Genomic DNA, 22,373 nt, shown 5'->3' on the forward strand with positions numbered 1-22,373 from the left:
AGACCAAGACAATGCTATTCGGACTTGATGGCGTCGAGATAGGCCTCATTATCGTTTTCTTTTGCCTTTTCGGAGGCATCCTCTCAGGCTTTCCGGTGGCCTTCGCCATCGGTGGGGCAGGTGTGATCTCCTTCGGGATCATCGCCGCGCTGGACAGCGCTGGATTGCTGATCCACCAGGCGATTGACACTGGTTCACAAGCTTACCGAGACCTGGTGAATTCGGGGGTCAAACCCGATACGGTCTCGGTTTTCAGATACCCGGACTTACCAAGGATAGGCGAGCCGGTCTTCCCCTCAGGTTGGGAAACCGCGCTGGACCGGAATGTTTCCTTCATCGTGAACCGCATGAACGAACGGGTTCTGGCCGGTCAGTCGATTGAGACCCTTCTGGCCGTGTTGATGTTCGTTCTGATGGGCATCACGTTGGAGCGCTCCAAGATCGCCAATGACCTGCTGACAACGATGGCGCGTGTCTTTGGACCGCTGCCCGGTGGTCTGGCCGTGTCGATTGTTGTTGTGGGTGCGTTTCTGGCCGCCTCGACCGGTATCGTTGGTGCGACCGTGGTTACCATGGGCCTGCTGGCGCTGCCGACGATGTTGCGAAACAACTACTCGCCCGAGTTGGCGACAGGTGTGATCGCGGCCTCGGGGACACTTGGGCAAATCATCCCACCCTCGATCGTGATTGTTCTTCTGGGTACGCTGGCGGGTGACCTGTATTCGACGGCGCAGGAAGAGCGTGCGGTCGAGGCGGGCTGTACCGATGCGCTGACCTTTTTGGGGGAACCTGCGGTGGTCTCGGTTGGAACCTTGTTCCAAGCAGCCTTGTTGCCGGGGATTATGTTAGCGCTGCTTTATGCGCTTTATGCCTTTGGTTATGCGCTGCTGAACCCGGACAAGGCTCCGGCTGTTGAGCTGTCGGGTGGCTCTGGTGAGACGATCACCCGTTCTGAGGGTCTGACTTGGCTGCTGGGTGCGCCGGTTGCGATCATCGTCGGTGCGGTGCTACTGGGCAGCGCGGGTGTGATCGGCAGCCAGAACATCTCGGTCTCGGCCTTCTCGGATGTGGGGCAGGGTGCGTCTTTGCGCACGAATGTCTCGGCTGAGTGTCAGGCCTCGATGATCGAGCTGCATGGCCAATCCGCCTGGGATCAGGCCGTGGCCGAGCAGGAGGCAATCGACGCCGCCGGTGGCGTTGCCAGCGCCGAGCGCCTGAGCGAGGAAGAACTCGCCGCCGCCCGTGACGCCAAGATCGCCAATGCGGCTCCTATCGGAACCGGCGTTTCGATTGTGGTGGTGCTGCTGGCGCTGACCTTGGTTCTGGGTCGTGGAATCGCGCCTTCGCGCTCGCCGCAACCTCTGATCGTTGGGGCGATTGGCCTGTTGTTGATGCTGTTGGTGGATATTCTCTTCATCCAGCCGACGACCTCATCCGGGGCGACATTCGTGTTGCTGGCAATCCCCTTCGCCATCGCGATCTACGGCTGTAAAGAGGCCGCCGCCCGCTGTGCCACCAACGATCTGATCCGAGTGGTGTTCCCGCCGCTGGTTCTGATCATCGCGGTGCTGGGGTCGATCCTTGGCGGTGTCACCAATCCGACACCTGCTGCGGCACTAGGTGCCGGTGGTGCGATCATGCTGGCTGCTTACCGCAAGCTGCAGGATCAGGGCCGGTCCGGTAGTGTGATCATCTGGTCGACCTTTGCAGTCATCATCTGTTTGCTGATGGGTGTGAATTTCGATCTGCGGATCAATCAGGGTAATGTCCCGGTTGAGACCTGGATCGCCTTCATCCTGGCATATGCGACATACCTCTACGCTCTGTTCGGTCTGTTGTTCGGCTGCTGGGTCCTATTCTCAAGCGGAGTTCTGACGCCCGTGGTGCGCGAGACGGCGAAGGTGACCTCGATGGTGTTTACCATCCTGATCGGGTCGCAGTTGCTGAACCTTGTGGTGATCTCCTTCGGGGGTGAGCATTACATCCAGCAGTTCCTGCGCAGCTTCGACAACGAGTTCACGGTCTTCCTGATCGTGATGCTGGTGCTGTTCATTCTGGGCTTTGTGCTGGACTTCCTTGAGATCATCTACATCGTGATCCCCATTGTTGGGCCGGTGATCTATGGCGGGTCGTTCGATCCGAAATGGGTGACTATCATGGTGGCGGTGAACCTGCAGACATCGTTCCTGACGCCACCCTTCGGGTTCGCCTTGTTCTACCTGCGTGGGGTCGCACCAAAAGAGGTGACGACAGGCCATATCTATCGCGGTGTCGTACCGTTCGTGATCATTCAGGTCGTCGGTATTGCGATCCTATGGTTCTTCCCGACCATTGTGACCATCGTGCCGGATCTGATTCCGAACTGATCACTGAGTGTAGTCCAAATGAAAAAGGGGGCCTGGAAGGCCCCCTTTTACTTTCTTATTTTAGGTTTAAGGCGAAGAGCTTGCGCGGACTTTAAAAGAGTTATCTTCGGCCGGATGAACGGGCTCATGCGAACTGGATGAGGTCCCAACGATTTCCGAAAGGGTCCTGCCATACCGCGACTGTGCCATAGGGTTCAACACGGGGCTCTTCTTCGAAATGGACACCCTTTGCCCGCATTGCTGCGTGATCGCGTTGGAAGTCATCTGTTTGCAGAAAGAACCCAACACGCCCCCCGGTTTGGTTGCCGATAGCAGTTTCTTGTTCAAGACCATCGGCTTTGGCCAGCAGTAAGGAGGCCTCTCCTAAACCCGGCGGCGTGACGAGGACCCAGCGTTTCCCGCCTCCCAAATCAATGTCTTTGGAAAGGGTGAAGTCCAGCGTTGCAGTGTAGAAATTGATCGCAGCATCGTAGTCAGGCACCACAAGGGTGACAGCGTGCAGGCTCTGTTTCATGAAAGGATCAGCCTTTAGTGGGGTGGCGGTCGGGCAGTTGGATGTTTGCCACCTGCTCGGCTATTGGGGCCGAGGCGAGAGGATGGTGTGAGGCATCTGCGAAAGCCTCGGGGTTGGAGATTTTCTGCCATTGCCCTTGGACGTAGGCCTCTAGCCCGGAAAACTTGGCTTTGTAGCCCATTTTCGGACTGCCGGGGACCCAATAGCCCAAGTAGATGTATGGCAGGCCGGCCTCACGCGCGATCTCGATATGGTCGAGGATCATGTAGGTGCCCAAGGAGTTCTGCGGCTGGTTTGGGTCGTAGAAGGAATAAACCATGCTGAGGCCGTCATCCAGAACATCGGTCAGGCTGACGGCGATCAGGTTTCCGGTTTCAGGGTCGGCATACTCCACGACACGGCTGCGGATCGGAGTTTCCTCGATCATCGCGGCGAATTCGAAAACGTCCATATCGGCCATGCCGCCATCGGCGTGGCGGGTATCGAGGTAGCGACGGAACAGCTCGTACTGATCATCGGTGGCCCAGGGCGAGGTTGCGCGGCGCTCTAGGTATCCATTGCGTTTGGCGGCGCGCTTCTGGCTTTTGGTCGGGCGGAAGGCCGACACGTCAATCCGGGCGGAAAGGCAAGCTGCGCAATCAGTGCAGGATGGTCTATAGAGGACGTTCTGCGACCTGCGAAACCCTTGTTGGGACAGTGAATTGTTCAACTGATCCGCGCCTGCGCCTTGCAGAGCGGTGAAGAGTTTGCGCTCCATCCTGCCCTCAAGGTAAGGGCAGGGCTGGGGGGCCGTCACATAGAATTGTGGCGCAATTGGCAGCGTGTGTCGCATGAAGGTCCCATGTAGCCTCGGACCGGATGATAGCAACGGATTTTCAAGCCGCCAAGTGATTCAAGTTTGTTGCGTTCAGGCCCGCTGATTGATCATGACTGTCCCAAGGAAGGCATCCGTCAGACCCTGGCAGCGCGCGCTGGTCAGCATCATGATGACAGATACGATCTGAACCACGAAGAACGCCATGCTGATGAAGTATCCGGCCGTATGGGCCACGGCCTTGCCCATATCCATCCGTTCGCCGAACGCGTCGCGCAGCTCGATCCCCATGAACCGCATGCCAAGCGTGGCAGATCCGTTCGAGATCGTGATGACCCGGTAGACAAAGCTGATCACGGCATAGATCAGCGGCAAGAAGAACAGCCCGGCCCCAAGTGTCAGGAAGACGGGGACGATGCACAGAAGTGAGATAAAGGCGATGTCGAACAACCATGCGACAAAACGCTTGGTTGCGACGGACTGGTAGAACTCGGGTTGAGTATCGGGATCGGGCAGATGGTTCATTGTCAGGTTTCCGAAAGGGTAGGTCGTGTTACCCTGTCCCGAATGGTCGGGACAGGGCAAGTCAATTCAGGCCGGTTCGCCTTTGCCATCGTCTTCGTGGTTTTCACGTGCGCGTTCATCCATGAACTGGTCGAACTCGGCTTTGTCCTTGGCTTCGCGCAGGCGGCGCAGGAAGGCTTCGAAATCCTGCTGTTCACGTTCCAGACGGGCCAAAGTGTCGGCCTTGTAGGCGTCGAAGGCGCTGTTGCCTGATGGCTTCATTGCACTCATGTGACTGTGCCAGGATTTGCGGCGGCTGCAGGACTTGCTGAACATGCGTTTGCTCCAGATCATATAGGCCAGAAGGGCGAGGCCCACGGGCCAGAAGAAGATGAACCCAAGAACCATGGCGGCGATCCAGGCGCCTTTGCCTTTGTCGTCCATCCAAGCCTCGGCACGATAGAGCCACCCCGGGTTTGCGGGTGCGGCGGGTTCGGACAATGCGGTCATGTGGTCTCTCCTGGGGTTGATGTAAATTCCTTTCACATGATCTAGATGGGGAGCGCTTGCGGCGTTGCAAGGGGTATATGTGAAAAAGATTTACATTTTCAGATTTGGTTGACGACGCATGCCTCGGGCAGCAGGGTGCGGGCATGATGACTGAGAACACAAATGCACCGGCGCTTGCAGAGATCTTGGAGCTGGAAAAACAGGTATGGTCTGCTTTGGCAACAGGCGACGCCCAGGCTGACAGGGCGCTTCTGAGCGCCGATTTTCTGGGTGTCTACCCGTCGGGTTTTGCAAATCGGGACGACCATGTAGGGCAGTTCGCTGAGGCTCCGACAATGGCGGAATTCAAGTTGAGCGAAGAGCACCTGCGGATTTTGACCCCGGATATCGTGTTGCTGTCCTATCGGGCCGATTATGTGCGACCGGGCGCGGAGGAGTGGGAGGCGATGCTCATATCTTCCCTTTGGGAACGTCGGGCGGGGGCTTGGATCAACAGTTTCAGTCAGGACACTCCGGTCGAACAGGAATAATGCGTTTGCCGCATTGACCTTGCCGCCCAGCGGTGCGCAGGGTCCGGGTATGACTGAGAGTTTGACCATCAACCGTCTGCCGCGCGCGTTCGACCAGTCTTTGGGCGATGAAACCCGCGCTCGGCTTGCCGACCTGACGCCCGAACAAGGCGATTTGATCGCCGGAACCGCCGGGTCCAGCCCGTATCTGAAGGGCCTGATCGAGCAAGAGAGGGAGTGGCTGCCGCAGGCCTTGCACCAGCCGGACCACGCTATGGCAGAGGTGATGGAGGCCGCGCGTACTCTGGCACCGGATCAGCTCAAGCCGGGGTTAAGGCTGGCCAAGCGACGGATGGCGGTACTGACCGCTTTGGCTGACATCGCAGGGGCTTGGCCGTTGGAAAAAGTCACGGCTGCGCTGACCGATTTTGGCGCTCTGGCGGCGGATGTGGCCGCAAAGGCCGAGATTGCCGCCCTGATCCGTCGCAAGAAGCTGCCCGGAATGACCGAGGACGATGTTGAAACCGCCGCCGGGATGGTCATTCTAGCGATGGGCAAAATGGGCGCGTATGAGCTGAACTACAGCTCGGATATCGACCTGATCGTTCTGTTCGATGAGACGCGCTTTGACCCGGATGATTTTTACGAAGCCCGCCACGGAATGGTCCGGGCCACGCGCAATTTCTGCGCCACGCTCAGCGACAAAACCGCGGATGGCTATGTCTTCCGCACCGATCTGCGCCTGCGGCCCGACCCGGCGGTGACCCCGGTCTGCATGGCGATGGAGGCGGCAGAGCGCTACTATGAAAGCCTCGGCCGCACATGGGAGCGGGCCGCCTATATCAAAGCGCGCGCCTGCGCGGGGGATCTGGCAGCCGGAGAGCGGTTTTTGGACACCCTAAAACCTTTTGTCTGGCGCAGGCATCTGGACTTTGCCGCCATTCAGGACGCCCATGACATGCGCCTGCGTATACGTGAAAACAAAGGGACCGGCGGTAGTCTCTCGATCCCCGGTCATGATATGAAACTGGGTCAGGGCGGTATTCGCGAGATCGAGTTCTTCACCCAGACCCGGCAGTTGATTGCAGGGGGGCGCGACCCCGATCTGCGCGTGCGCGGCACGGTGCCCGGGCTGGCGGCATTGGCGCAAAAGGGCTGGGTGCCGGAAGAGGTTGCTGCCAAACTGACCGATCACTATCGCGCGCATCGCGAAGTCGAACATCGCATTCAGATGATCCACGACGCTCAGACCCACAAGGTTCCTCAATCAGACGACGGGATCGAACGGGTCGCCTGTCTGATGGGGCTTAGTAGCGATGATCTGACCAAGGATCTCACCCGTCGCCTGACCGAGGTGCATGAGTTGACCGAAGGCTTTTTTGCACCAGGCGCAGGGCCTGCGCCGACGCCCGCACCTGAGGTGACGTTCGACCAGAATATCCTCGCCCGCTGGGCCACTTATCCGGCCCTGAGGTCCCAGCGCGGGCGACGTATCTTCGACCGGTTGAAGCCCGAGCTCCTCTCGCGCCTTGCCAAAACCGCGCAACCCGATGAGGCCCTGTTGGCGCTGGATGGGTTTCTGGCGGGCCTGCCTGCGGGTGTTCAGTTGTTCTCGCTCTTTGAGGCCAACCCACATCTGATCGACCTGTTGATCGACATCGTCGGCACCTCGCATGCGCTGGCGTCACACCTTTCGCGCAACGCTTCCGTTTTTGACGCGGTGATCGGAGGCAGTTTCTTCAGCGATTGGCCCGGTTTGGAGGCATTACAGGCCGAGTTGGTAGACGCACTGGCGCAGGAAACTGACTACGAAACGCAGCTCGATCTGGCGCGGCGCTGGTGCAAGGAATGGCATTTCCGCATTGGCGTTCACCACCTGCGCGGCCTGATCGACGGGGCGCGGGCCGGCAGGCAATATGCCGAGCTGGCGCAAGCCGTGATCGCCGCGATCGTTCCCTATGTGACCGATGCCTTCGCCCGAAAACACGGCCCGGCACCGGGGCGCGGAGCGGCCATTTTGGGCATGGGGTCGTTGGGGGCAGGGCGGATCAACTCGCAATCCGATCTGGATATGATCGTGATCTACGATCCGCTCGATCAGGACATGTCCGACGGTCCCCGCCCGCTGGCAACGCGTACCTACTATGCACGGTTCACGCAGGCACTGATCACAGCGCTTTCAGCTCCGATGTCTCAGGGGCGGCTCTATGAAGTCGACATGCGCCTGCGCCCTTCGGGCAATCAGGGGCCGGTGGCGACCAGTTGGGCAAGTTTCACGCACTACCAGCAGGAAGAGGCCTGGGTGTGGGAACATCTCGCCCTGACACGCGCCCATGTCGTCGCCGGAGACGTAGGCTTGGCTCAGGATATCGAGACCTTCCGAACCGAGCTTTTATCGCGCCCTCGGGAGGCAGACATAGTTCTGCGAGAAGTGGCCGAAATGCGGACACGTCTGGCGGCGGCCAAGGCTCCGGCGGGCGTTTGGGACGCCAAGAACGGCCCGGGCCGGATGATGGATATCGAGTTGATGGCCGAGACCGGCGCGCTAATGGCAGGTCTCGCAAACCGGGACGTGATGTCTGGCCTCGACGGGGCAGTCGCTGCCGGTTTGTTGGATGTCGCGCAGGCGCAAACACTAAAGGACAGCTACGATCTATGCTGGTCGGTACAATGCGCAGCGCGGCTGCTTTCGGGCAAGGTGATCGAGGCGGACAAAATCGGCGAGGGCGGAGCGGCCTTCCTGTGCCGCGCCACTGGGTTCGAACAGGTCGAAGCGCTGCAATCCGCATTGCAGGACAGTTATTCCACCGCCGCCGCAATCATCGGCAGCGTAATCAAAGAGGACGAAGATGGCGCGCAGCACTGATCCAAACGACCCCAAGGGCCTGATCCGCGAGGCGTATAACATCAAAGGCATCGCCATGCCGGAATGCCGCAGCATCTTTCTGGACTGGGCGCTTAGCCTGCCCGATGGCGTAGATCAGAAACAGGCTCTGGCGCGGCTGCACGCGGCCTATTCCGCGCAGGAGCCCGAACATCCCATGACTCAAGTGATGACCGAAGGGCTGCAGGCCGCGCAAGCGCCAAAGCGGCGCGGCGGCTGGCGCTCGCGCCCGCGCTAGGGGGGTTTTCCTTCGGGCTGTTCGCGACTATGAGGCGGTCATGACCCAAGTCGCTGACCGCCCCCGTATCCGCCTGAAACCCAAAGCCAATGCGCGCGGGCTGCGCCATGGGTTCCCGTGGGTCTATGCCAATGACATCGTCACCGACCGGCGCACGCGCAAAATCCCGGCCGGGGCGCTGGCCGTGCTTGAGGATGACAGACGCGCGCCGATCGCTCTGGTCGCGGTGAACCCCGAGTCGAAGATTATGTGTCGTGTTCTGGATCGCGATATTGAGACCGATCTGAATGCGGACTGGTTCGAAACCCGCCTGCAGCGCGCGCTTGAGATGCGTGAACGCGTGTTCGACGCGCCATATTACCGCTTGATCCACGCCGAGGCCGATGGCTTTCCCGGTGTGATCATTGACCGTTTCGGCGATGCCTGCGTGATCCAGCCCAACGCGGCCTGGGCCGAAGCGCATCTGGACATGCTGACCGACGCGCTGGTCAAGGTGACCGGCGTGACAACTGTTCTCAAAAACGCCTCGGGCCGGGCTCGCGGGCTAGAGGGGTTGAACGACGTCAACCAAACTCTGCGCGGAACGGCGCCCAACACGCCTCTGCCTGTGCCAATGAACGGCGCAACCTACATGGCCGACCTGACAGGCGGTCAGAAAACCGGCCTGTTCTACGATCAACGTCCCAACCACGCTTTTGCTGCGCGTTTGGTGCATCCTGACGCTGAAGTGCTGGACGTGTTCAGCCATGTGGGCGGCTTCGGCCTTGCCATGCTGGCTGGAGGGGCGGAACAGGCGCTGTCCGTAGATGGCTCTGCTGCTGCGTTGGATCTTGCCACCAAAGGGGCCGAGGCAAGCGGATATGCTGACCGGTTCCAGACCCGCCAAGGCGACGCTTTCGATGTGCTGACACAACTGGGCGAAGAGGGCGCACAGTTCGACGTCGTCATCTGTGACCCGCCCGCCTTCGCGCCTTCGAAACAAGCCCTCGATGCCGGCCTGCGCGCCTATGAACGCATCGCCCGCCTCGCTGCACCGCTGGTCAAACAAGGTGGCTATCTGGGCCTATGTTCCTGCTCTCATGCCGCAGATCTGGGCCGCTTCCGCGATGCCTCATCCCGCGGGATCGGACGGGCCGGGCGGCAGGCGCAATTGATCCACACCGGTTTTGCCGGACCCGATCATCCGCAGCTGCCACAACTGGCCGAAAGCGGTTACCTCAAAGCCGTATTCTACCGGCTGTGAAGGCGGTCCTAGATACCTGCGTCATCTACCCGACGGTGATGCGTGAGATGCTGCTGGGCGCGGCAAAACTGGGCCATTTCACTCCAATCTGGTCCGCGCGCATCCTCGAAGAATGGGCCCGCGCCGCCCGTAAACTGGGCCCCGAAGGCGAAGCACAGGCCCGCGCCGAGATCGCTCTGGCCCAAGCGCACTGGCCCAAAGCCGAACGTAAGGTCGCATCGGGTATCGAACAACGTCTCTGGCTGCCCGACAAGGCCGATATCCATGTGCTGGCTACGGCCGTCGAGGCCTCGGCAGACATCATCGTCACCGTCAACGCCAAGGATTTCCCCAGAAACATCCTGTCCGAAGAAGGTCTTGAGCGCCGCGACCCGGACAGCCTGCTCCACAGCTTCTGGCAAACCGACCCCACAGGCATGACTGAGGCGGCCACCGCGGTCCTGTCCGAAGCCAACCGCCTATCAGGCGATCAATGGACGCTGCGCGTGCTCATGAAAAAAGCCCGCTTGCCGCGCTTGGGCAAAGCCCTGACCACCTAAACGGGATCCCCATTCATCTGGCTAAAAATATCCCGGAGAGCGCGAGAGGCTGGCCTCTCGCTGCCGCACCGTCAGCCACGCGCCCAACGCTGCTCCAATGCCTCCAACGCCGCAATTCGCTCATCCGTCTTTGGATGGCTCATCAGCCACGCAGGCGCCATTCCGGCACGCTGCTGCGTCAGGTCTTCCAACTTGTGGAACAGAGATTTCTGCGGCGCGATCCCAATCCCAGCCTTGGTCAGCAAGGCGGCGGCATATTCATCCGCCTCATACTCATCCTGCCGAGACAAGCGCGACGCCAGCAATGACGTCAACGCATTCGCAATCATCGCCCCGATGAAAGGAATGAACCGGTTCAACACCATGATCAACGCAGTCCGCATTGCGTTCTGGCCTGAGAAATCAATCATCCGCCGTTTCGCATGCCCCAAGGCCACATGACCCAGCTCATGGGCAATCACGCTCGCCATCTCCTCGGCGGAGACCTCACCGTTGCGAAACTTTCGATAAAACCCACGCGTGATGAATATCCGCCCGTCCGGAGCCGCCAAACCGTTCACCGGGTCAATCTCGTAGATATAGACCGGCACCCGCGCGATATTCAAAGCAGCGGCCAGCCTGTCTGTCATCCTTTTGAGGGCAGGGTCAGCCAGTTCGGTCGACTTCTGATCCAATTCACGATGGGTGCGCCAGATGGAAATCCGGTACATCACAAGGCCATAGGCAATCGCCAGAAGGATCGGAGTTAAGCGAAGCATGACATAGATATGGGCGGCTCACCCAGTCTAGGCAAGCCGCAATTGCAGTTAAGTTCTAGGTCAAAACATGCCCCGAATGCTGAACCTACCTACCCGGCAGAGGAAGCTGCAAGTTCGAATGGAATTCAGAGAGAGATTGTTTCGTTAATGTGGCACCTTTTGAAGCCTCGAAAAAGGCATGTTCTGCCTCCTTCTCCGCGACCAGTGCATCCATTCTCAAGTCTCTTACATCTGCGCGCAGGTCGTCACGCGCTTCTTCATAGGTTTCTGCGTCGCGGAGTTCATCCTCAAGCGTGTTCAGGTCGTCTTCGTAATTGGGGTCTGCAGGATCAAGCGCGGCAATGTCGTCCGCAATGTCGTCGCTGCTGCGGCCGTCATAGCTTTCGTTCAGATCACGCAGCTCGCGCCGTGCGTCATAGAGGTCTCCGCGCAGGTCATAGTAGGTTTCCGCAGCGGCCTGATAGGTCGCGATCTTGCCGACATTGCTGTTGGGAGACGCGTTGCGAAACGCCGGAGCCGCCGCTTTCGATGCGTTCAGGTTGCGCAACTTGTCCGAGCCATACGGGTCGGTAATCGCAGCCACAAGCGGATCGCGGTAGTAGCGATACCGATCCTTCTTTTGATGCGTATAGGTGTCATATACATCCCGCCGATCATCCCACTGTTCGTACGCCGCATCGTCTTTGGTGTATCTGTAACGATCAGGGTCGTAGGGCACGGGCTGGATTGTTGCTCCATCCTTGTAGCGATGCCGCGGCTGCGGCAGATCCAGGTAGCCGTGGAACTGAGACAAAGTGCCTTTGGTCACTGTCCTGCCTTTGGACGCGTCGAAGAAGGCGGTTTCTGCGTCTTGCAGGGCGTCGCGCGTTTCGTGGCGCAAGTCCCTTAAATCTGCGCGCAAGTCGTCACGTGCCTCTTCATAGGTTTCGGCGTCACGCAGTTCGTCTTCAAGCGCGTTCAGGTCGTCTTGGTAGTTGGGGTCCGAGGGATCAAGCGCGGCAATGTCGTCGGCGATGTCGTCGCTGCTGCGGCCGTCATAACTTTCGTTCAGGTCACGCAGCTCGCGCCGTGCTTCATAAAGATCTCCGCGTAGGTCATAGTAGGTTTCCGCAGCGGCCTGATAGGTCGCGATCTTGCCGACATTGCTGTTGGGAGACGCGTTGCGAAACGCCGGAGCCGCCGCTTTCGATGCGTTCAGATTGCGCAACTTGTCCGAGCCATACGGGTCGGTAATCGCAGCCACAAGCGGATCGCGGTATCTACGCTTGTCCGGGTTTTGTTCGTCGTATCGCTTGGTGCGATAGTCCGAGCGAGCAACTGGTCGCGGGGAGTATTCGACCGGAGCAATGGACGCTTTGCGGTAGGCTTTGTTTACGCGTTTTCCGCTGGCTTTGGGTTTCACGCGTGAGCGTTTGCCGAACAGTTCTTCCACATCGCGTTTGAACTCTCGCCCAACGTTCGCCAGGGTTGTTTCCTGAACTTTGCCGCTTCGCGACTTGTTGCTGGACGATTTTTGGGACTTCGCTTTCTGCTTGTTGCCAGTTCCGAATACGTTGCGAGAGCGTTGAGTTGTGGACTTGGCTTTTTGCTTGTTGCCATTTCCGAATAGGTTGCCAGAGCGTTGGGTTTTGGACTTCGCTTTCTGCTTGTTGCCACTTCCGAAGAGGTTTCGAGAACTCTGGGTTTTGGATTTGGCTTTTCCATGATCCTTACCGGCATTTTTTGCGCCGTTGCTTTTACCAGATTTTCCCTTTTCGCCGCTCTTGCCCCCGTCTTTTCCTCCCTTACCGGAATTCCCCTTGCCACCTCCGTTGCCCCTTCCGTTCCCTTTGCCTTTGCCGTTGCCTTTATCGTTTTTTGCGTAAGCCGCATCCGGTGCAAAGGCAAAAGTCGCAACGGTACCGGACGCCAGCACCAATGCAGAAATGGTCAAAAAAGATGTCAGGTAATTGCGAAGTTTAGATTTGGTCATCTCAGCCCCCCAGCATCGATCCATCTGGGTTATACCACGAATCTCAAAAATGTGGGGAGTATCGCTTCGATTGTTTCCTCTGAAGCTATTTCGAGGGCAAAATCTATGACTTTGTCTTGTTTTTAGCAGCGTTGATCTACTTCGGCGCGCAGTGACGTCTAGCGAGTCAACTCTCGCATGCCCTGTTCCAACCCAGCCAGCGTCATTGGCACCATGCGGTCCTCGAAAATCTCTTGGATCATGCCGATGGAGTGGGTGTAGCCCCAGTATTTCTCGGGCACCGGGTTGATCCACAGGTTTGACGTCCACTGCTCGCGCGCGCGTTGCAGCCAGACTTGGCCTGCTTCTTGGTTCCAGTGCTCGTTGGCGCCGCCGGGGTAGGCGATCTCGTAGGGGCTCATCGAGGCGTCGCCCACGAAGATGCATTTGTAGTCGCCGCCATAGGTGCGCAGCACCTCGTGGGTTGGGATCTGTTGGTCCCAACGGCGGCGATTGTCGCGCCAGACGCCTTCATAGAGACAATTGTGGAAGTAGTAGTATTCCAAATGCTTGAACTCGGTCCGCGCGGCCGAGAACAGCTCTTCAACCACCTTGATATGCGGGTCCATGGAACCGCCGACGTCGAGAAAAAGCAGGACCTTGACCGCGTTATGCCGCTCTGGCCGGGTTTTGACGTCGAGATAGCCGTGTTCGGCAGTGGCGCGGATGGTGCCGTCCAGGTCCAGCTCCTCTGCCGCGCCCTCGCGGGCCCAGCGGCGCAGACGCTTCAAGGCGACCTTGATGTTGCGCGTTCCAAGTTCAACAGTGTCGTCTAAGTTCTTGAATTCGCGCTTGTCCCAGACTTTCACCGCGCGCTGGTGGCGGCTTTCCTTCTGGCCGATCCGCACGCCTTCGGGGTTGTAGCCATAGGCCCCGAACGGAGAGGTCCCTGCCGTGCCGATCCACTTGTTGCCCCCCTGATGACGGCCTTGCTGCTCTTTCAGGCGTTCGCGTAAAGTGTCCATCAGTTTGTCAAAGCCGCCGAGGGCTTCGATCTCGGCCTTTTCCTCGTCCGAGAGGTGTTTTTCGGCCATCTTGGCCAGCCAATCCGCGGGGATGTCGACCGCCTCCAGCACCTGATCGAAACTGATCTCACCCAGCCCCTCAAAACTGGCAGCAAAAGCGCGGTCGAACTTGTCGATATTGCGCTCATCCTTCACCATCGAGACACGGGCGAGGTAGTAGAACGCCTCGACATCATACGTGGCCAGGCCCTTTTTCATCCCCTCCAGAAAGGTCAGATATTCCCGCAGAGAGACCGGAATGCCTGCTTTTCTGAGGTTTTCGAAAAAGGGCAGGAACATGGGCTACACCAAGAACCGCACAAGGATCAGAGACAGGATCAGGCCCAAAAGCGCAAAGGCGATGCCGTAACCGGCGGCGTATTGCGCCATGTCGGCCCGGTTGCCGTTGCGCTTGCGCGCGGCCATTACGCCTAGGATCGCACCCAAAACAGCCATTCCCACTACTACGAGCATTCGTCTGTCATCCGCCTGTATTGTTTCTCGACGTTCCAGCGTCGCCCTCTGCCAGAGACCGGGCCACCAGATCCGAGCCAAACCCGTATCGCGCCCATCCGATACTGTCCAGCCTGACGGCACGTGCCTGCTGCTCCTGTCCGGCTTGTTTCAGAGCCTCGGATTTCAACAGCAGCAACGTCGCCAGAAGTGAGGCGTTCTCGGCTCGTGTTATCACGTCAATTGCGGAGTTCAGATCGGGCAGGATTTCGGGCCCTCCGTCCTGCGCCAGCGCAAAAGAGGCGGTTTGGGCCGTGACATGCGCGCGGTGAACCTCGGTTCCGGGGGTGGCGTTCAGGAATTGCAGCGCGATCTGATAGTTCTGCAAGGCGGCGGCGGGATCGCGAAACTGGATCATGCGGCCCATAAGGTAATGCGGATAAGCACGGCGGTGGTCGGTCCAGCCCTGCCGCCGTCCGATCTCGGCCGCGCGTTTTGCTGCGCGCAGCTGTCGGGGGGAACCGGGACCGGGGCCGAGGGCTTTGTTGATCGCATCGACCCATTCGCGCGGGGTTTCGGTCAGCGGTTGCACCGGCAGCCGGTCGCCGCGCGGGTTGAGGCGGCTGAGCAGACCGGGGATTACGGCCTCGACCTGTTCACGGGACATCCCCGAGCGCAGTTCAGGAGAATAGGCCGCCCGCAGGATCAGCATGTCGAACCCGGTCAAAACGGTGTGAATATTGTCGTCGTTAAACACGGAATCGGGCAGATGATAGAGGTCGTTGAGCGGCCCCAGCGCCTGCGCCAGTTCCTCATGCAAGCAATCGCGGATTTCCTGTGGGCTGACATCTGCAGGGATGAAAATGCCCAGACGCTCGCGCCGTTGCAACTCGGTCCAGCTGCTCTTGGGCTTGCGGCGGTCGCGGCGGTATTCCTCGAGGCTCGATGAATTGGGGACCACGAAGCAGGCAGCATTGGGCAGGATGCGTTGGATGTCGCGCTGGGTGACGGCCTCAATGGTGATGTTGGCCTGACCTTCGGGAATTTGCCGGATGTCGATCCTGGCCTCGCGCCGAATGCGGTTCAACAGGCTGTTCAGGTCGCGCTGCATACTGGCCGTGGGCGTGCCGGTCAGGCGCACGGTGATGGGTGTTTCGAACCTCGTGAAAACCGGCAGTTCCACACCGCTTTCCAGCGCAAAATGCAGGTCAAGGAAGTCGGCAGCTATGTTCGTATTGGACCGCGCAGGGGGCGTTGGCCGCGACGCCGAGAACGACTTGGTGGGGGGCAGGGATTGCTCAACGACCTTGACGTTGTCCGGCAGTTCGATCCGTTCGACCGTGGTACAGGCCGACAGCGCCAGCACTGCGATGAAGGTGACAAACCGCTTCATGCGCGATTGTACTTTATGAACGGCGTCACGGTGCCAATCCGATCATAGAGCTGGCGTGCGGTGTGGTTGAACTCCTGTGTTAGCCAATAGACTGACGGAGCGCCTTGGCGATCGGCCTCATCGTAGACCGCCTGTATCAAGGCGCGCCCTACGCCGGTTCCACGCGCCTCGGGGCGGGCGAACAGGTCCTGCAGATAGCAGACATTTTCCACCTTCCAGCCGTGACGGTGAAACAGGAAATGCGTCAATCCGACCAGCTTGCCGTCCTGTTCGGCAACAAAGCCCGAGAAATCCTGCGGGTCATCACCCAGCAGACGTTCGAATGTCGTCTCATAGATCGTGTCGGGCAGGGTGGTTTCATAGAACGCAAGATAATCACGCCACATCTCGGCCCATTGGGTCTTGTCCTCGGCGGTCAGTGGGCGGATTTTGAGGTCTTTGGCCAAGCGATGCGTCCTGCTTATTTGGTTTCTGGGATGCTGACACCCGGACCGCCAAGAAGCAAGCCGCGCTCACACCCTGTTCAACGCCGACTGCGTGCCATGAAGGCCAATCGCTCAAACAAATGCACGTCCTGTTCATTTTTCAGCAGCGCGCCGTGCAGTTTGGGCAGCGCATTGGCCCCGTCGCGTTTGAGGTCTTCGGCGCTCAGATCCTCGGCCAGTAGCAGTTTCAGCCAGTCCAGAACCTCGGAGGTTGAGGGTTTCTTCTTGAGGCCCTGGGTGTCGCGAATTTCGTAGAATTGCGTGAGCGCGGTGGTCAGCAGCGCGTCCTTGATACCAGGATGATGGACTTCGACAATGCGGCGCATCGTGGCCTCATCCGGGAAGCGGATATAGTGAAAGAAGCAGCGGCGCAGGAAAGCGTCGGGCAGCTCTTTTTCGTTGTTCGAAGTGATGATCACGATCGGGCGGTTCTTGGCCTTGATCGTCTCGCCTGTCTCGTAGACATGGAACTCCATCTTGTCGAGTTCCTGCAGAAGGTCATTGGGAAACTCGATATCCGCCTTGTCGATCTCATCAATCAGCAGAACGACCTTTTCGTCGGCCTCAAACGCCTGCCAGAGCTTGCCCTTGCGGATGTAGTTCGAGACGTCATGCACACGCTCTTCGCCCAGCTGGCTGTCCCGCAACCGGCTGACGGCGTCGTATTCGTAAAGGCCCTGCTGCGCGCGAGTGGTGGATTTCACATTCCACTCGATCATGCGCAGACCCAACGCGCCGGCGACCTGTTTTGCCAATTCGGTCTTGCCAGTGCCGGGTTCCCCTTTGACCAGCAAGGGGCGCTCCAGCGTGACGGCGGCGTTCACGGCGATGGTCAGATCTTCGGTGGCGACATATTCGGCTGTGCCTTGAAAACGTGCGGTCATCGGGTCCTCTTGATGTTTCCGGCGAAACTGTGGTGTCCGGGTTACCGAGCGATGGGGAATTTGACAACCCGGGCCGCTGCGTCGGTGACTCAAATTTACCAGCGAGTCCAACCGCTTTTGCATGATTCGCAGGCAGGTGCCTTTCTTGAGGGTTGAACAATGCCCTGAAATTGTCTGTCGATTTTCACAGAAAAACAAGGATTTGTTGTTTTAAGTCTCATATTTAGATGAAGGCTTGCGACGGGGCGTCGGTTCTACGTTTGTGTAGTGACATTCCAGCGCCCGTCGGCTAAACGCTGCGCAGAAGGGAGAGCCAAATGTCTGGTGAAGCAACCGTGACCGACGTTACAGGCCATACCGAGGGAGCAAATATGAAGCAGGAAGTTTTTCTGCCGGAGGACTACCGTCCGGCCGAAGATGAGCCTTTCATGAATGATCTGCAGCTTGAGTATTTTCGCCGCAAGCTGCTGGACTGGAAGACAGAACTACTCGCAGGCAGCCGCGACACGATCGAAGGGCTGCAGGACAACACCCGCAACATTCCGGACGTCGCCGACCGCGCCAGTGAGGAAACCGACCGCGCGCTGGAACTGCGCACACGGGATCGTCAGCGCAAACTGGTGGCGAAGATCGACTCGGCCCTGCGCCGGATCGACGAAGGCGAATACGGGTATTGCGAAAAAACAGGCGACCCGATCTCGCTGAAGCGTCTGGACGCGCGCCCGATCGCGACCATGACGCTTGAGGCGCAGGAGCGGCATGAGCGTCGCGAAAAGGTCCACCGCGACGATTGATCGTCCTGAAAAAGTGAATAATTCAAACGCCGGGGCCTGTTGCTCCGGCGTTTTTGCGTTAAGGCAAGGCCATGAAGATCAACGGTTTGAAGTTTTGCGTGGTTGGAGGCGGCATTGGCGGCCTTGCGGCGGCGTTGGCCCTGCGCCAGCGCGGGGCGCAAGTGACGGTGCTAGAGCAGGCCCCTGCGCTGACCGAAGTCGGAGCAGGCCTTCAGATCAGCGCCAACGGAATGTCTGTTCTGCGCGCTTTGGGGGTTGCGGGGGATCAGCCTGAAGCCGCGCAATTCTCGTACGGAACTATTCTGCGCGATTATCGAAAGGGCCGGGTGATCAGTCGTATTCCAGCCCCGGCGGCGGGCCCGACATTCTACTATCACCGCGCCGATTTGCTTGAATTGTTGCGACGGGCATCAGAGGACGCAGGTGTCGACATACGCCTTGGCGCGCGCGTGCAGACGGTTCGCAAACACCCGTCCGAGGCCGAGATTGTGCTGGATGACGGTGAGCGCCTGCGCACCGAATGTGTCATTGCAGCAGATGGAGGCCGCAGTGCCCTTCGCCAGATCATAAATGGCCCCGAAGCTCCGGCCTTCACCCACCAGATCGCCTGGCGCGCCACGGTGCCTTGGGAGAACCGGGTTGAGAGACCGCAAGCCTCACTGACAATGGGGCCGGGGCGGCACGTCGTCACCTATCCGCTACGCGACCAACGCCTGATGAACGTCGTCGCAATTGAAGAACGCTCGGACTGGCAGCAGGAGGGCTGGCGCTTAAAGGGCGATCCCAATGACTTGCGCGCTCGGTTTGCCGATTTTGGCGGGCCGGTGAGGGATATTCTGACAAAGGTCGAAGAAACGCATCTGTGGGCTCTGTTCCTGCGTCCGGTGGCCGAGAAATGGCAGAACGGGCGCTTGGTCCTGTTGGGCGATGCGGCCCATCCGACGTTGCCCTTCATGGCGCAAGGGGCATGTCTGGCGCTTGAGGACGCCTGGGTACTTGCACGCTCTTTAGACAGCCAATCGGGTGTGAAGCAGGCTCTTGCAGCCTACGAATCCGCGCGCCAGCGCCGCGCGCAACATGTGGTCGCTGCGGCATCAGCAAATGCACGCAACTTCCACTTGCGCGGTCCGATGCGTCTGGCCGCGCAAGCGGTTCTGGCAGCAATAGGTCCGCGCCTGACGCGCAAATATGACTGGATCTATAGCTACGACCCGACCGTCTGATCTCAGATGTCCAGATCGACCCAGACCGGCACGTGGTCCGAGGGTTTTTCGTGCCCGCGCACCTCTTTGTCGATTTGACAGTCTTGCATCAGATCCGCGGCCTGAGGGGTCAGTAGAAAATGGTCGATGCGAATGCCGTCATCCTTGTTCCATGCTCCGGCCTGATAGTCCCAGAAAGAATAGTGACCTGCGCCATGTACGCGGGCACGGAACGCTTCGGTGAACCCAAGGTTCAGGATCTTGCGGAACGCAGCCCGGCTTTCGGGCCGGAACAAGGCGTCCTCGCGCCATGCATCGGGGCGTTTTGCATCTTCTGCCTGCGGAATGATGTTGTAATCGCCCGCCATCAACGCAGGCTCTTCGCTGGTCAACAGGGCGCGGGCGCGATCGTACAGACGCTCCATCCACGCCAGTTTGTAGTCGTATTTCGGCCCGGGCGTTGGGTTTCCGTTCGGTAGATAAAGGCCACAGATCCGCAGCGCCTGCTTTCCAACAACCGTTGCTTCGATCCAACGCGCTTGTTCATCTTCATCATCACCGGGCAAGCCACGCGTTACATCCTCCAAAGGTAGCTTCGAGAGGATTGCGACACCGTTGAAGCTCTTTTGGCCATGTGTCTCGACATTGTACCCGCGTTCTTCGAAGACTTCTCGGGGGAAGTTCTCGTCGACGGATTTGATTTCCTGCAAAAGAGCCACGTCAGGCTGGGCTTCATCCAACCAACGCGGTAAGGCCTCGGCCCGCGCTTTTATGCCATTGATGTTGAACGTGGCGATTTTCATGCGCGATCCTCCGAAGCCGTTTGCAACCTATCGCCCAGAATGACCCCAGCGGCAAGGTGGTGGGTGGAGTTGCGAGGCTCTGCCTCGCGCTCCGAGGTATTTTTGGCCAGATGAAGAAACGGATCCTTAACCAATTTGGTCGTAGCGATGAAATGCGGTACAGGCGGAGGCGCCGATGACCGCGCCAGGTGAAGCTCTCCGGCTTTCAGGTCGGAGAGTGAATCCCTTCTTCATCTGGCTGGAAATACCTTGGGGGTGTGGGGGCAAAGCCCCCACGTGGCTTACATGGAAAACGACGTGCCGCATCCACAGGAGGACGTCGCGTTGGGGTTTTCGATCACGAACCGCGCGCCGATAAGTTCCTGGGTAAAATCAATGACTGCATTTTCCAGAAAGGGCAGGGAGATCGAGTCTACAATCACCTTTTGGCCTTTGCCTTCCAGCACAAGGTCGTCCTCTTTTGGTTCGTCCAGCGCGATTTCGTATTGAAAACCGGAACATCCCCCGCCTTCAACGGCGACACGCAAGGCCTGACCCTGATTGGCGGCACCGATTTCAGCAAGGCGCTCAAACGCGCGTTCTGTGACTGTCGGAGGCAGATTCATGCCGGACTCCAAAGGTTTATTTCCCAACCAACGTACAATATATGAAACCTATCGACAGGCGACAAGGACCAGAGTTTTGGACAGAGCGGGTTTTGCCTCGGATCCAGGCCGCGCACGGGGGCGGTTGGTGCCTGAGGAGGAAAGCAGTTTCCGGTCATGCTTTCAGCGTGATCGGGATCGCATCATTCATGCCAGCGCGTTCCGGCGGCTTAAGCACAAGACGCAGGTTTTTGTGGAACATGAAGGCGATAGCTACCGCACCCGTCTGACGCATTCGATCGAGGTCGCTCAGGTCGCGCGCACAATTGCTGGGGCTTTGAACCTGAACCCTGAGCTGACTGAGGCCATCGCGCTTGCGCATGACTTGGGTCACACGCCTTTTGGTCACACGGGTGAGGATGCGCTGCATTCGTTAATGGCCCCTTACGGCGGTTTTGACCACAACGCGCAGGCCATCCGCATCGTCACCAAGCTGGAGCGCCACTATGCCGAGTTCGACGGCTGCAATCTAACCTGGGAATGTTTGGAAGGGATCGCAAAGCACAACGGTCCGGTGACCGGAGAGCTTCCTTGGGCTCTGGCCGAATGCAACGGCGGGTTCGATTTGGAACTGCACACCCATGCAAGTGCCGAGGCGCAGGTGGCGGCCCTATCGGACGATATTGCCTATAACAACCACGATCTTCTGGATGGGCTTCGGGCCGACTTGTTCTCTGACGATGAAATCCAGCTACTCCCGATTGTGGGAGAATGCTATGCGGCGGTTGATCGGGCCTATCCCGGTCTTGATCCATATCGCCGCCGGCATGAGGCGTTGCGCCGTGTTTTTGGTGTCATGGTCTCGGATGTGATTGATACATCGCGAGAGCTCATTGCCGGATCGGGCGCGCAGTCGGTTGAGGATATCAGGCGCCATGGCGCTCCGGTCATTCAGTTTTCTGCCGGGCTTTGGGCGCAACTCAAGGAAATCCGCGCCTTCCTGTTCGCGCGCATGTATCGCGCCCCCAGTGTGATGGAAGTTCGGGAAAAAGTGGCTCGTGTGGTCGAAGACCTGTTCCCGATCTACCTGAATGATCCAAAACAGATGCCGACCCGGTGGCACGACGATATCGAAGCGGCGCAGGATGAGACCGCGCTGGCGCGGATCGTTTCAGACTACATTGCGGGCATGACCGATCGGTTCGCGCTGCAGGATCACAAGCGCCTGACAGGCCAGTAACTATTCGATCCCGATATAGGCCAGCGCCCAGACCTGCTGACCGGCCTGTTCCGCAGCCAGATCAGCGTCGTCGGTTGGCGGGAAGACGATCATGGTGGGACCGTAGCCGCCGATGCCCATTGGGCTGCCGTCCGCATGGGTCGCGACAATGGGGCTGTGGGCCTCGATACTGCTCCAAGGAATTTCGGCTTGATAGCCGTCCATCGCCATGGGTTTAGCGGTTTTCCCTTCGGCTCCGGCCATTGACATCACCGCCGAGAGAAGAGGGCCCGAGAACGTGATCTCGCGTTTGTTGCCTTCGGGGCCGTAGGGGATCGTGATTTCGGTCTGATCAAGCGCATCCAGCATCGCGGTGTCGAAACCGGCAGCTCCGTTATGAGTGACCTCCAGATACCCAAGCAGACCGCCGTCATTCTCGCCGCGTGCGGGTAGGTTGGTCTCAGAGACCGCGCCGCCCAATGTCAGCAGAACGTGCCCCTTGGGCGCGGGCATCTCGGCCCATACGGGCGTCGCTAGGGCAAGGACAAGGGGCAGGACTAGGCGCATGGGTCGTCTCCGGTTTTGTAATCCTGCCCAAATTAGCTTTGTTCGCGGACAATCCAAGCCCAAACCGATGCCTTCCATTGACCTTGACGCTTTGC

23 protein-coding genes are annotated in these 22,373 nt (G+C 59.0%); 9 read left to right on the forward strand and 14 right to left on the reverse strand.

The features are described 5' to 3' along the window. Window positions 1–11 precede the first annotated feature (11 nt). Window positions 12–2,366, forward strand: a complete 2,355-nt coding sequence (locus ACR0AI_RS01250) for a TRAP transporter large permease subunit (protein WP_170553241.1) — start codon at window positions 12–14, stop codon at window positions 2,364–2,366. Between the two features lie 124 nt (window positions 2,367–2,490). Here ACR0AI_RS01250 and ACR0AI_RS01255 read toward each other — a convergent pair whose 3' ends face one another. The 4 genes from ACR0AI_RS01255 to ACR0AI_RS01270 form a co-directional block, all read right to left on the reverse strand. Continuing rightward, window positions 2,491–2,880: a VOC family protein gene (locus ACR0AI_RS01255; RefSeq protein WP_480671251.1), complete on the reverse strand. Its 390-nt coding sequence runs from the start codon at window positions 2,878–2,880 to the stop codon at window positions 2,491–2,493. Window positions 2,881–2,887: 7 nt separating this feature from the next. Continuing rightward, the gene (locus ACR0AI_RS01260) at window positions 2,888–3,712 is read right to left on the reverse strand and encodes an arginyltransferase (protein ID WP_480671249.1); all 825 of its coding nucleotides are present in this window, start codon (window positions 3,710–3,712) and stop codon (window positions 2,888–2,890) included. A gap of 75 nt (window positions 3,713–3,787) precedes the next feature. Then, entirely contained in the window at window positions 3,788–4,219 is a 432-nt protein-coding gene (locus ACR0AI_RS01265; protein WP_170482976.1) for an RDD family protein, read from the reverse strand. 66 nt (window positions 4,220–4,285) lie between these two features. Continuing rightward, window positions 4,286–4,708 (reverse strand): DUF2852 domain-containing protein, encoded by a 423-nt coding sequence (locus tag ACR0AI_RS01270; RefSeq protein WP_170373967.1) that lies wholly within the window; start codon window positions 4,706–4,708, stop codon window positions 4,286–4,288. 143 nt (window positions 4,709–4,851) lie between these two features. Between ACR0AI_RS01270 and ACR0AI_RS01275 the strand changes: the two genes are divergently transcribed. From ACR0AI_RS01275 to ACR0AI_RS01295, 5 genes are read left to right on the forward strand one after another with little or no spacing between them, the layout of a single operon-like run. Then, window positions 4,852–5,238, forward strand: a complete 387-nt coding sequence (locus ACR0AI_RS01275; protein WP_480671247.1) for a DUF4440 domain-containing protein — start codon at window positions 4,852–4,854, stop codon at window positions 5,236–5,238. 49 nt (window positions 5,239–5,287) lie between these two features. Then, on the forward strand, window positions 5,288–8,083 hold the full coding sequence (locus ACR0AI_RS01280; RefSeq protein ID WP_480671245.1) for a [protein-PII] uridylyltransferase family protein: 2,796 nt from the start codon (window positions 5,288–5,290) through the stop codon (window positions 8,081–8,083). Then, a complete protein-coding gene (locus ACR0AI_RS01285; protein ID WP_480671243.1) occupies window positions 8,067–8,339 on the forward strand; it encodes a hypothetical protein in 273 nt (90 codons plus the stop codon). Before ACR0AI_RS01280 ends, ACR0AI_RS01285 begins: the two co-directional genes overlap by 17 nt. Before the next feature lie 40 nt (window positions 8,340–8,379). Continuing rightward, on the forward strand, window positions 8,380–9,582 hold the full coding sequence (locus ACR0AI_RS01290) for an RSP_2647 family RNA methyltransferase (protein ID WP_480671241.1): 1,203 nt from the start codon (window positions 8,380–8,382) through the stop codon (window positions 9,580–9,582). After that, window positions 9,579–10,121, forward strand: coding sequence for an RSP_2648 family PIN domain-containing protein (locus ACR0AI_RS01295; protein ID WP_480671239.1), 543 nt, complete (start codon window positions 9,579–9,581; stop codon window positions 10,119–10,121). The genes ACR0AI_RS01290 and ACR0AI_RS01295 overlap by 4 nt, the downstream gene beginning before the upstream one ends. A 71-nt stretch (window positions 10,122–10,192) precedes the next feature. Here ACR0AI_RS01295 and ACR0AI_RS01300 read toward each other — a convergent pair whose 3' ends face one another. The 7 genes from ACR0AI_RS01300 to ACR0AI_RS01330 form a co-directional block, all read right to left on the reverse strand. After that, on the reverse strand, window positions 10,193–10,879 hold the full coding sequence (locus ACR0AI_RS01300; protein WP_480671237.1) for a M48 family metallopeptidase: 687 nt from the start codon (window positions 10,877–10,879) through the stop codon (window positions 10,193–10,195). A gap of 85 nt (window positions 10,880–10,964) precedes the next feature. Further along, window positions 10,965–12,311, reverse strand: a complete 1,347-nt coding sequence (locus ACR0AI_RS01305; protein ID WP_480671235.1) for a hypothetical protein — start codon at window positions 12,309–12,311, stop codon at window positions 10,965–10,967. A gap of 698 nt (window positions 12,312–13,009) precedes the next feature. Further along, complete coding sequence (locus tag ACR0AI_RS01310) at window positions 13,010–14,194, reverse strand: vWA domain-containing protein (RefSeq protein ID WP_170373959.1); 1,185 nt, start codon at window positions 14,192–14,194, stop codon at window positions 13,010–13,012. 3 nt (window positions 14,195–14,197) lie between these two features. Then, window positions 14,198–14,368, reverse strand: coding sequence for a hypothetical protein (locus tag ACR0AI_RS01315; RefSeq protein ID WP_170373958.1), 171 nt, complete (start codon window positions 14,366–14,368; stop codon window positions 14,198–14,200). A 7-nt stretch (window positions 14,369–14,375) separates the two neighbouring features. Continuing rightward, window positions 14,376–15,740, reverse strand: a complete 1,365-nt coding sequence (locus ACR0AI_RS01320) for a DUF2927 domain-containing protein (RefSeq protein WP_480671231.1) — start codon at window positions 15,738–15,740, stop codon at window positions 14,376–14,378. Continuing rightward, the gene (locus ACR0AI_RS01325) at window positions 15,737–16,186 is read right to left on the reverse strand and encodes an N-acetyltransferase family protein (RefSeq protein ID WP_480671229.1); all 450 of its coding nucleotides are present in this window, start codon (window positions 16,184–16,186) and stop codon (window positions 15,737–15,739) included. The genes ACR0AI_RS01320 and ACR0AI_RS01325 overlap by 4 nt, the downstream gene beginning before the upstream one ends. Window positions 16,187–16,263: 77 nt before the next feature. Continuing rightward, on the reverse strand, window positions 16,264–17,109 hold the full coding sequence (locus tag ACR0AI_RS01330; RefSeq protein WP_480523373.1) for an AAA family ATPase: 846 nt from the start codon (window positions 17,107–17,109) through the stop codon (window positions 16,264–16,266). Between the two features lie 371 nt (window positions 17,110–17,480). Between ACR0AI_RS01330 and dksA the strand changes: the two genes are divergently transcribed. Beyond that, window positions 17,481–17,903, forward strand: a complete 423-nt coding sequence (gene dksA / locus ACR0AI_RS01335) for an RNA polymerase-binding protein DksA (RefSeq protein ID WP_170374347.1) — start codon at window positions 17,481–17,483, stop codon at window positions 17,901–17,903. Between the two features lie 71 nt (window positions 17,904–17,974). Continuing rightward, window positions 17,975–19,126: an FAD-dependent oxidoreductase gene (locus tag ACR0AI_RS01340; protein ID WP_480671227.1), complete on the forward strand. Its 1,152-nt coding sequence runs from the start codon at window positions 17,975–17,977 to the stop codon at window positions 19,124–19,126. A 2-nt stretch (window positions 19,127–19,128) separates the two neighbouring features. Here ACR0AI_RS01340 and xth read toward each other — a convergent pair whose 3' ends face one another. Both xth and ACR0AI_RS01350 read right to left on the reverse strand, forming a co-directional pair. Next, on the reverse strand, window positions 19,129–19,908 hold the full coding sequence (xth, locus tag ACR0AI_RS01345) for an exodeoxyribonuclease III (RefSeq protein WP_480671225.1): 780 nt from the start codon (window positions 19,906–19,908) through the stop codon (window positions 19,129–19,131). A gap of 281 nt (window positions 19,909–20,189) precedes the next feature. Beyond that, window positions 20,190–20,513 carry a HesB/IscA family protein gene (locus ACR0AI_RS01350; RefSeq protein WP_170373953.1) on the reverse strand — a complete coding sequence of 108 codons (324 nt, stop codon included), beginning with the start codon at window positions 20,511–20,513 and terminating at the stop codon, window positions 20,190–20,192. Window positions 20,514–20,589: 76 nt separating this feature from the next. On the opposite strand from ACR0AI_RS01350, the gene ACR0AI_RS01355 reads away from it, so the two are divergent. After that, a complete protein-coding gene (locus tag ACR0AI_RS01355) occupies window positions 20,590–21,732 on the forward strand; it encodes a deoxyguanosinetriphosphate triphosphohydrolase (RefSeq protein WP_480671223.1) in 1,143 nt (380 codons plus the stop codon). Here ACR0AI_RS01355 and ACR0AI_RS01360 read toward each other — a convergent pair whose 3' ends face one another. Beyond that, entirely contained in the window at window positions 21,733–22,278 is a 546-nt protein-coding gene (locus ACR0AI_RS01360) for a putative pterin-binding protein (protein ID WP_480671221.1), read from the reverse strand. Between the last annotated feature and the right edge of the window lie 95 nt (window positions 22,279–22,373).

This window comes from Ruegeria sp. BG3 (assembly GCF_056538485.1).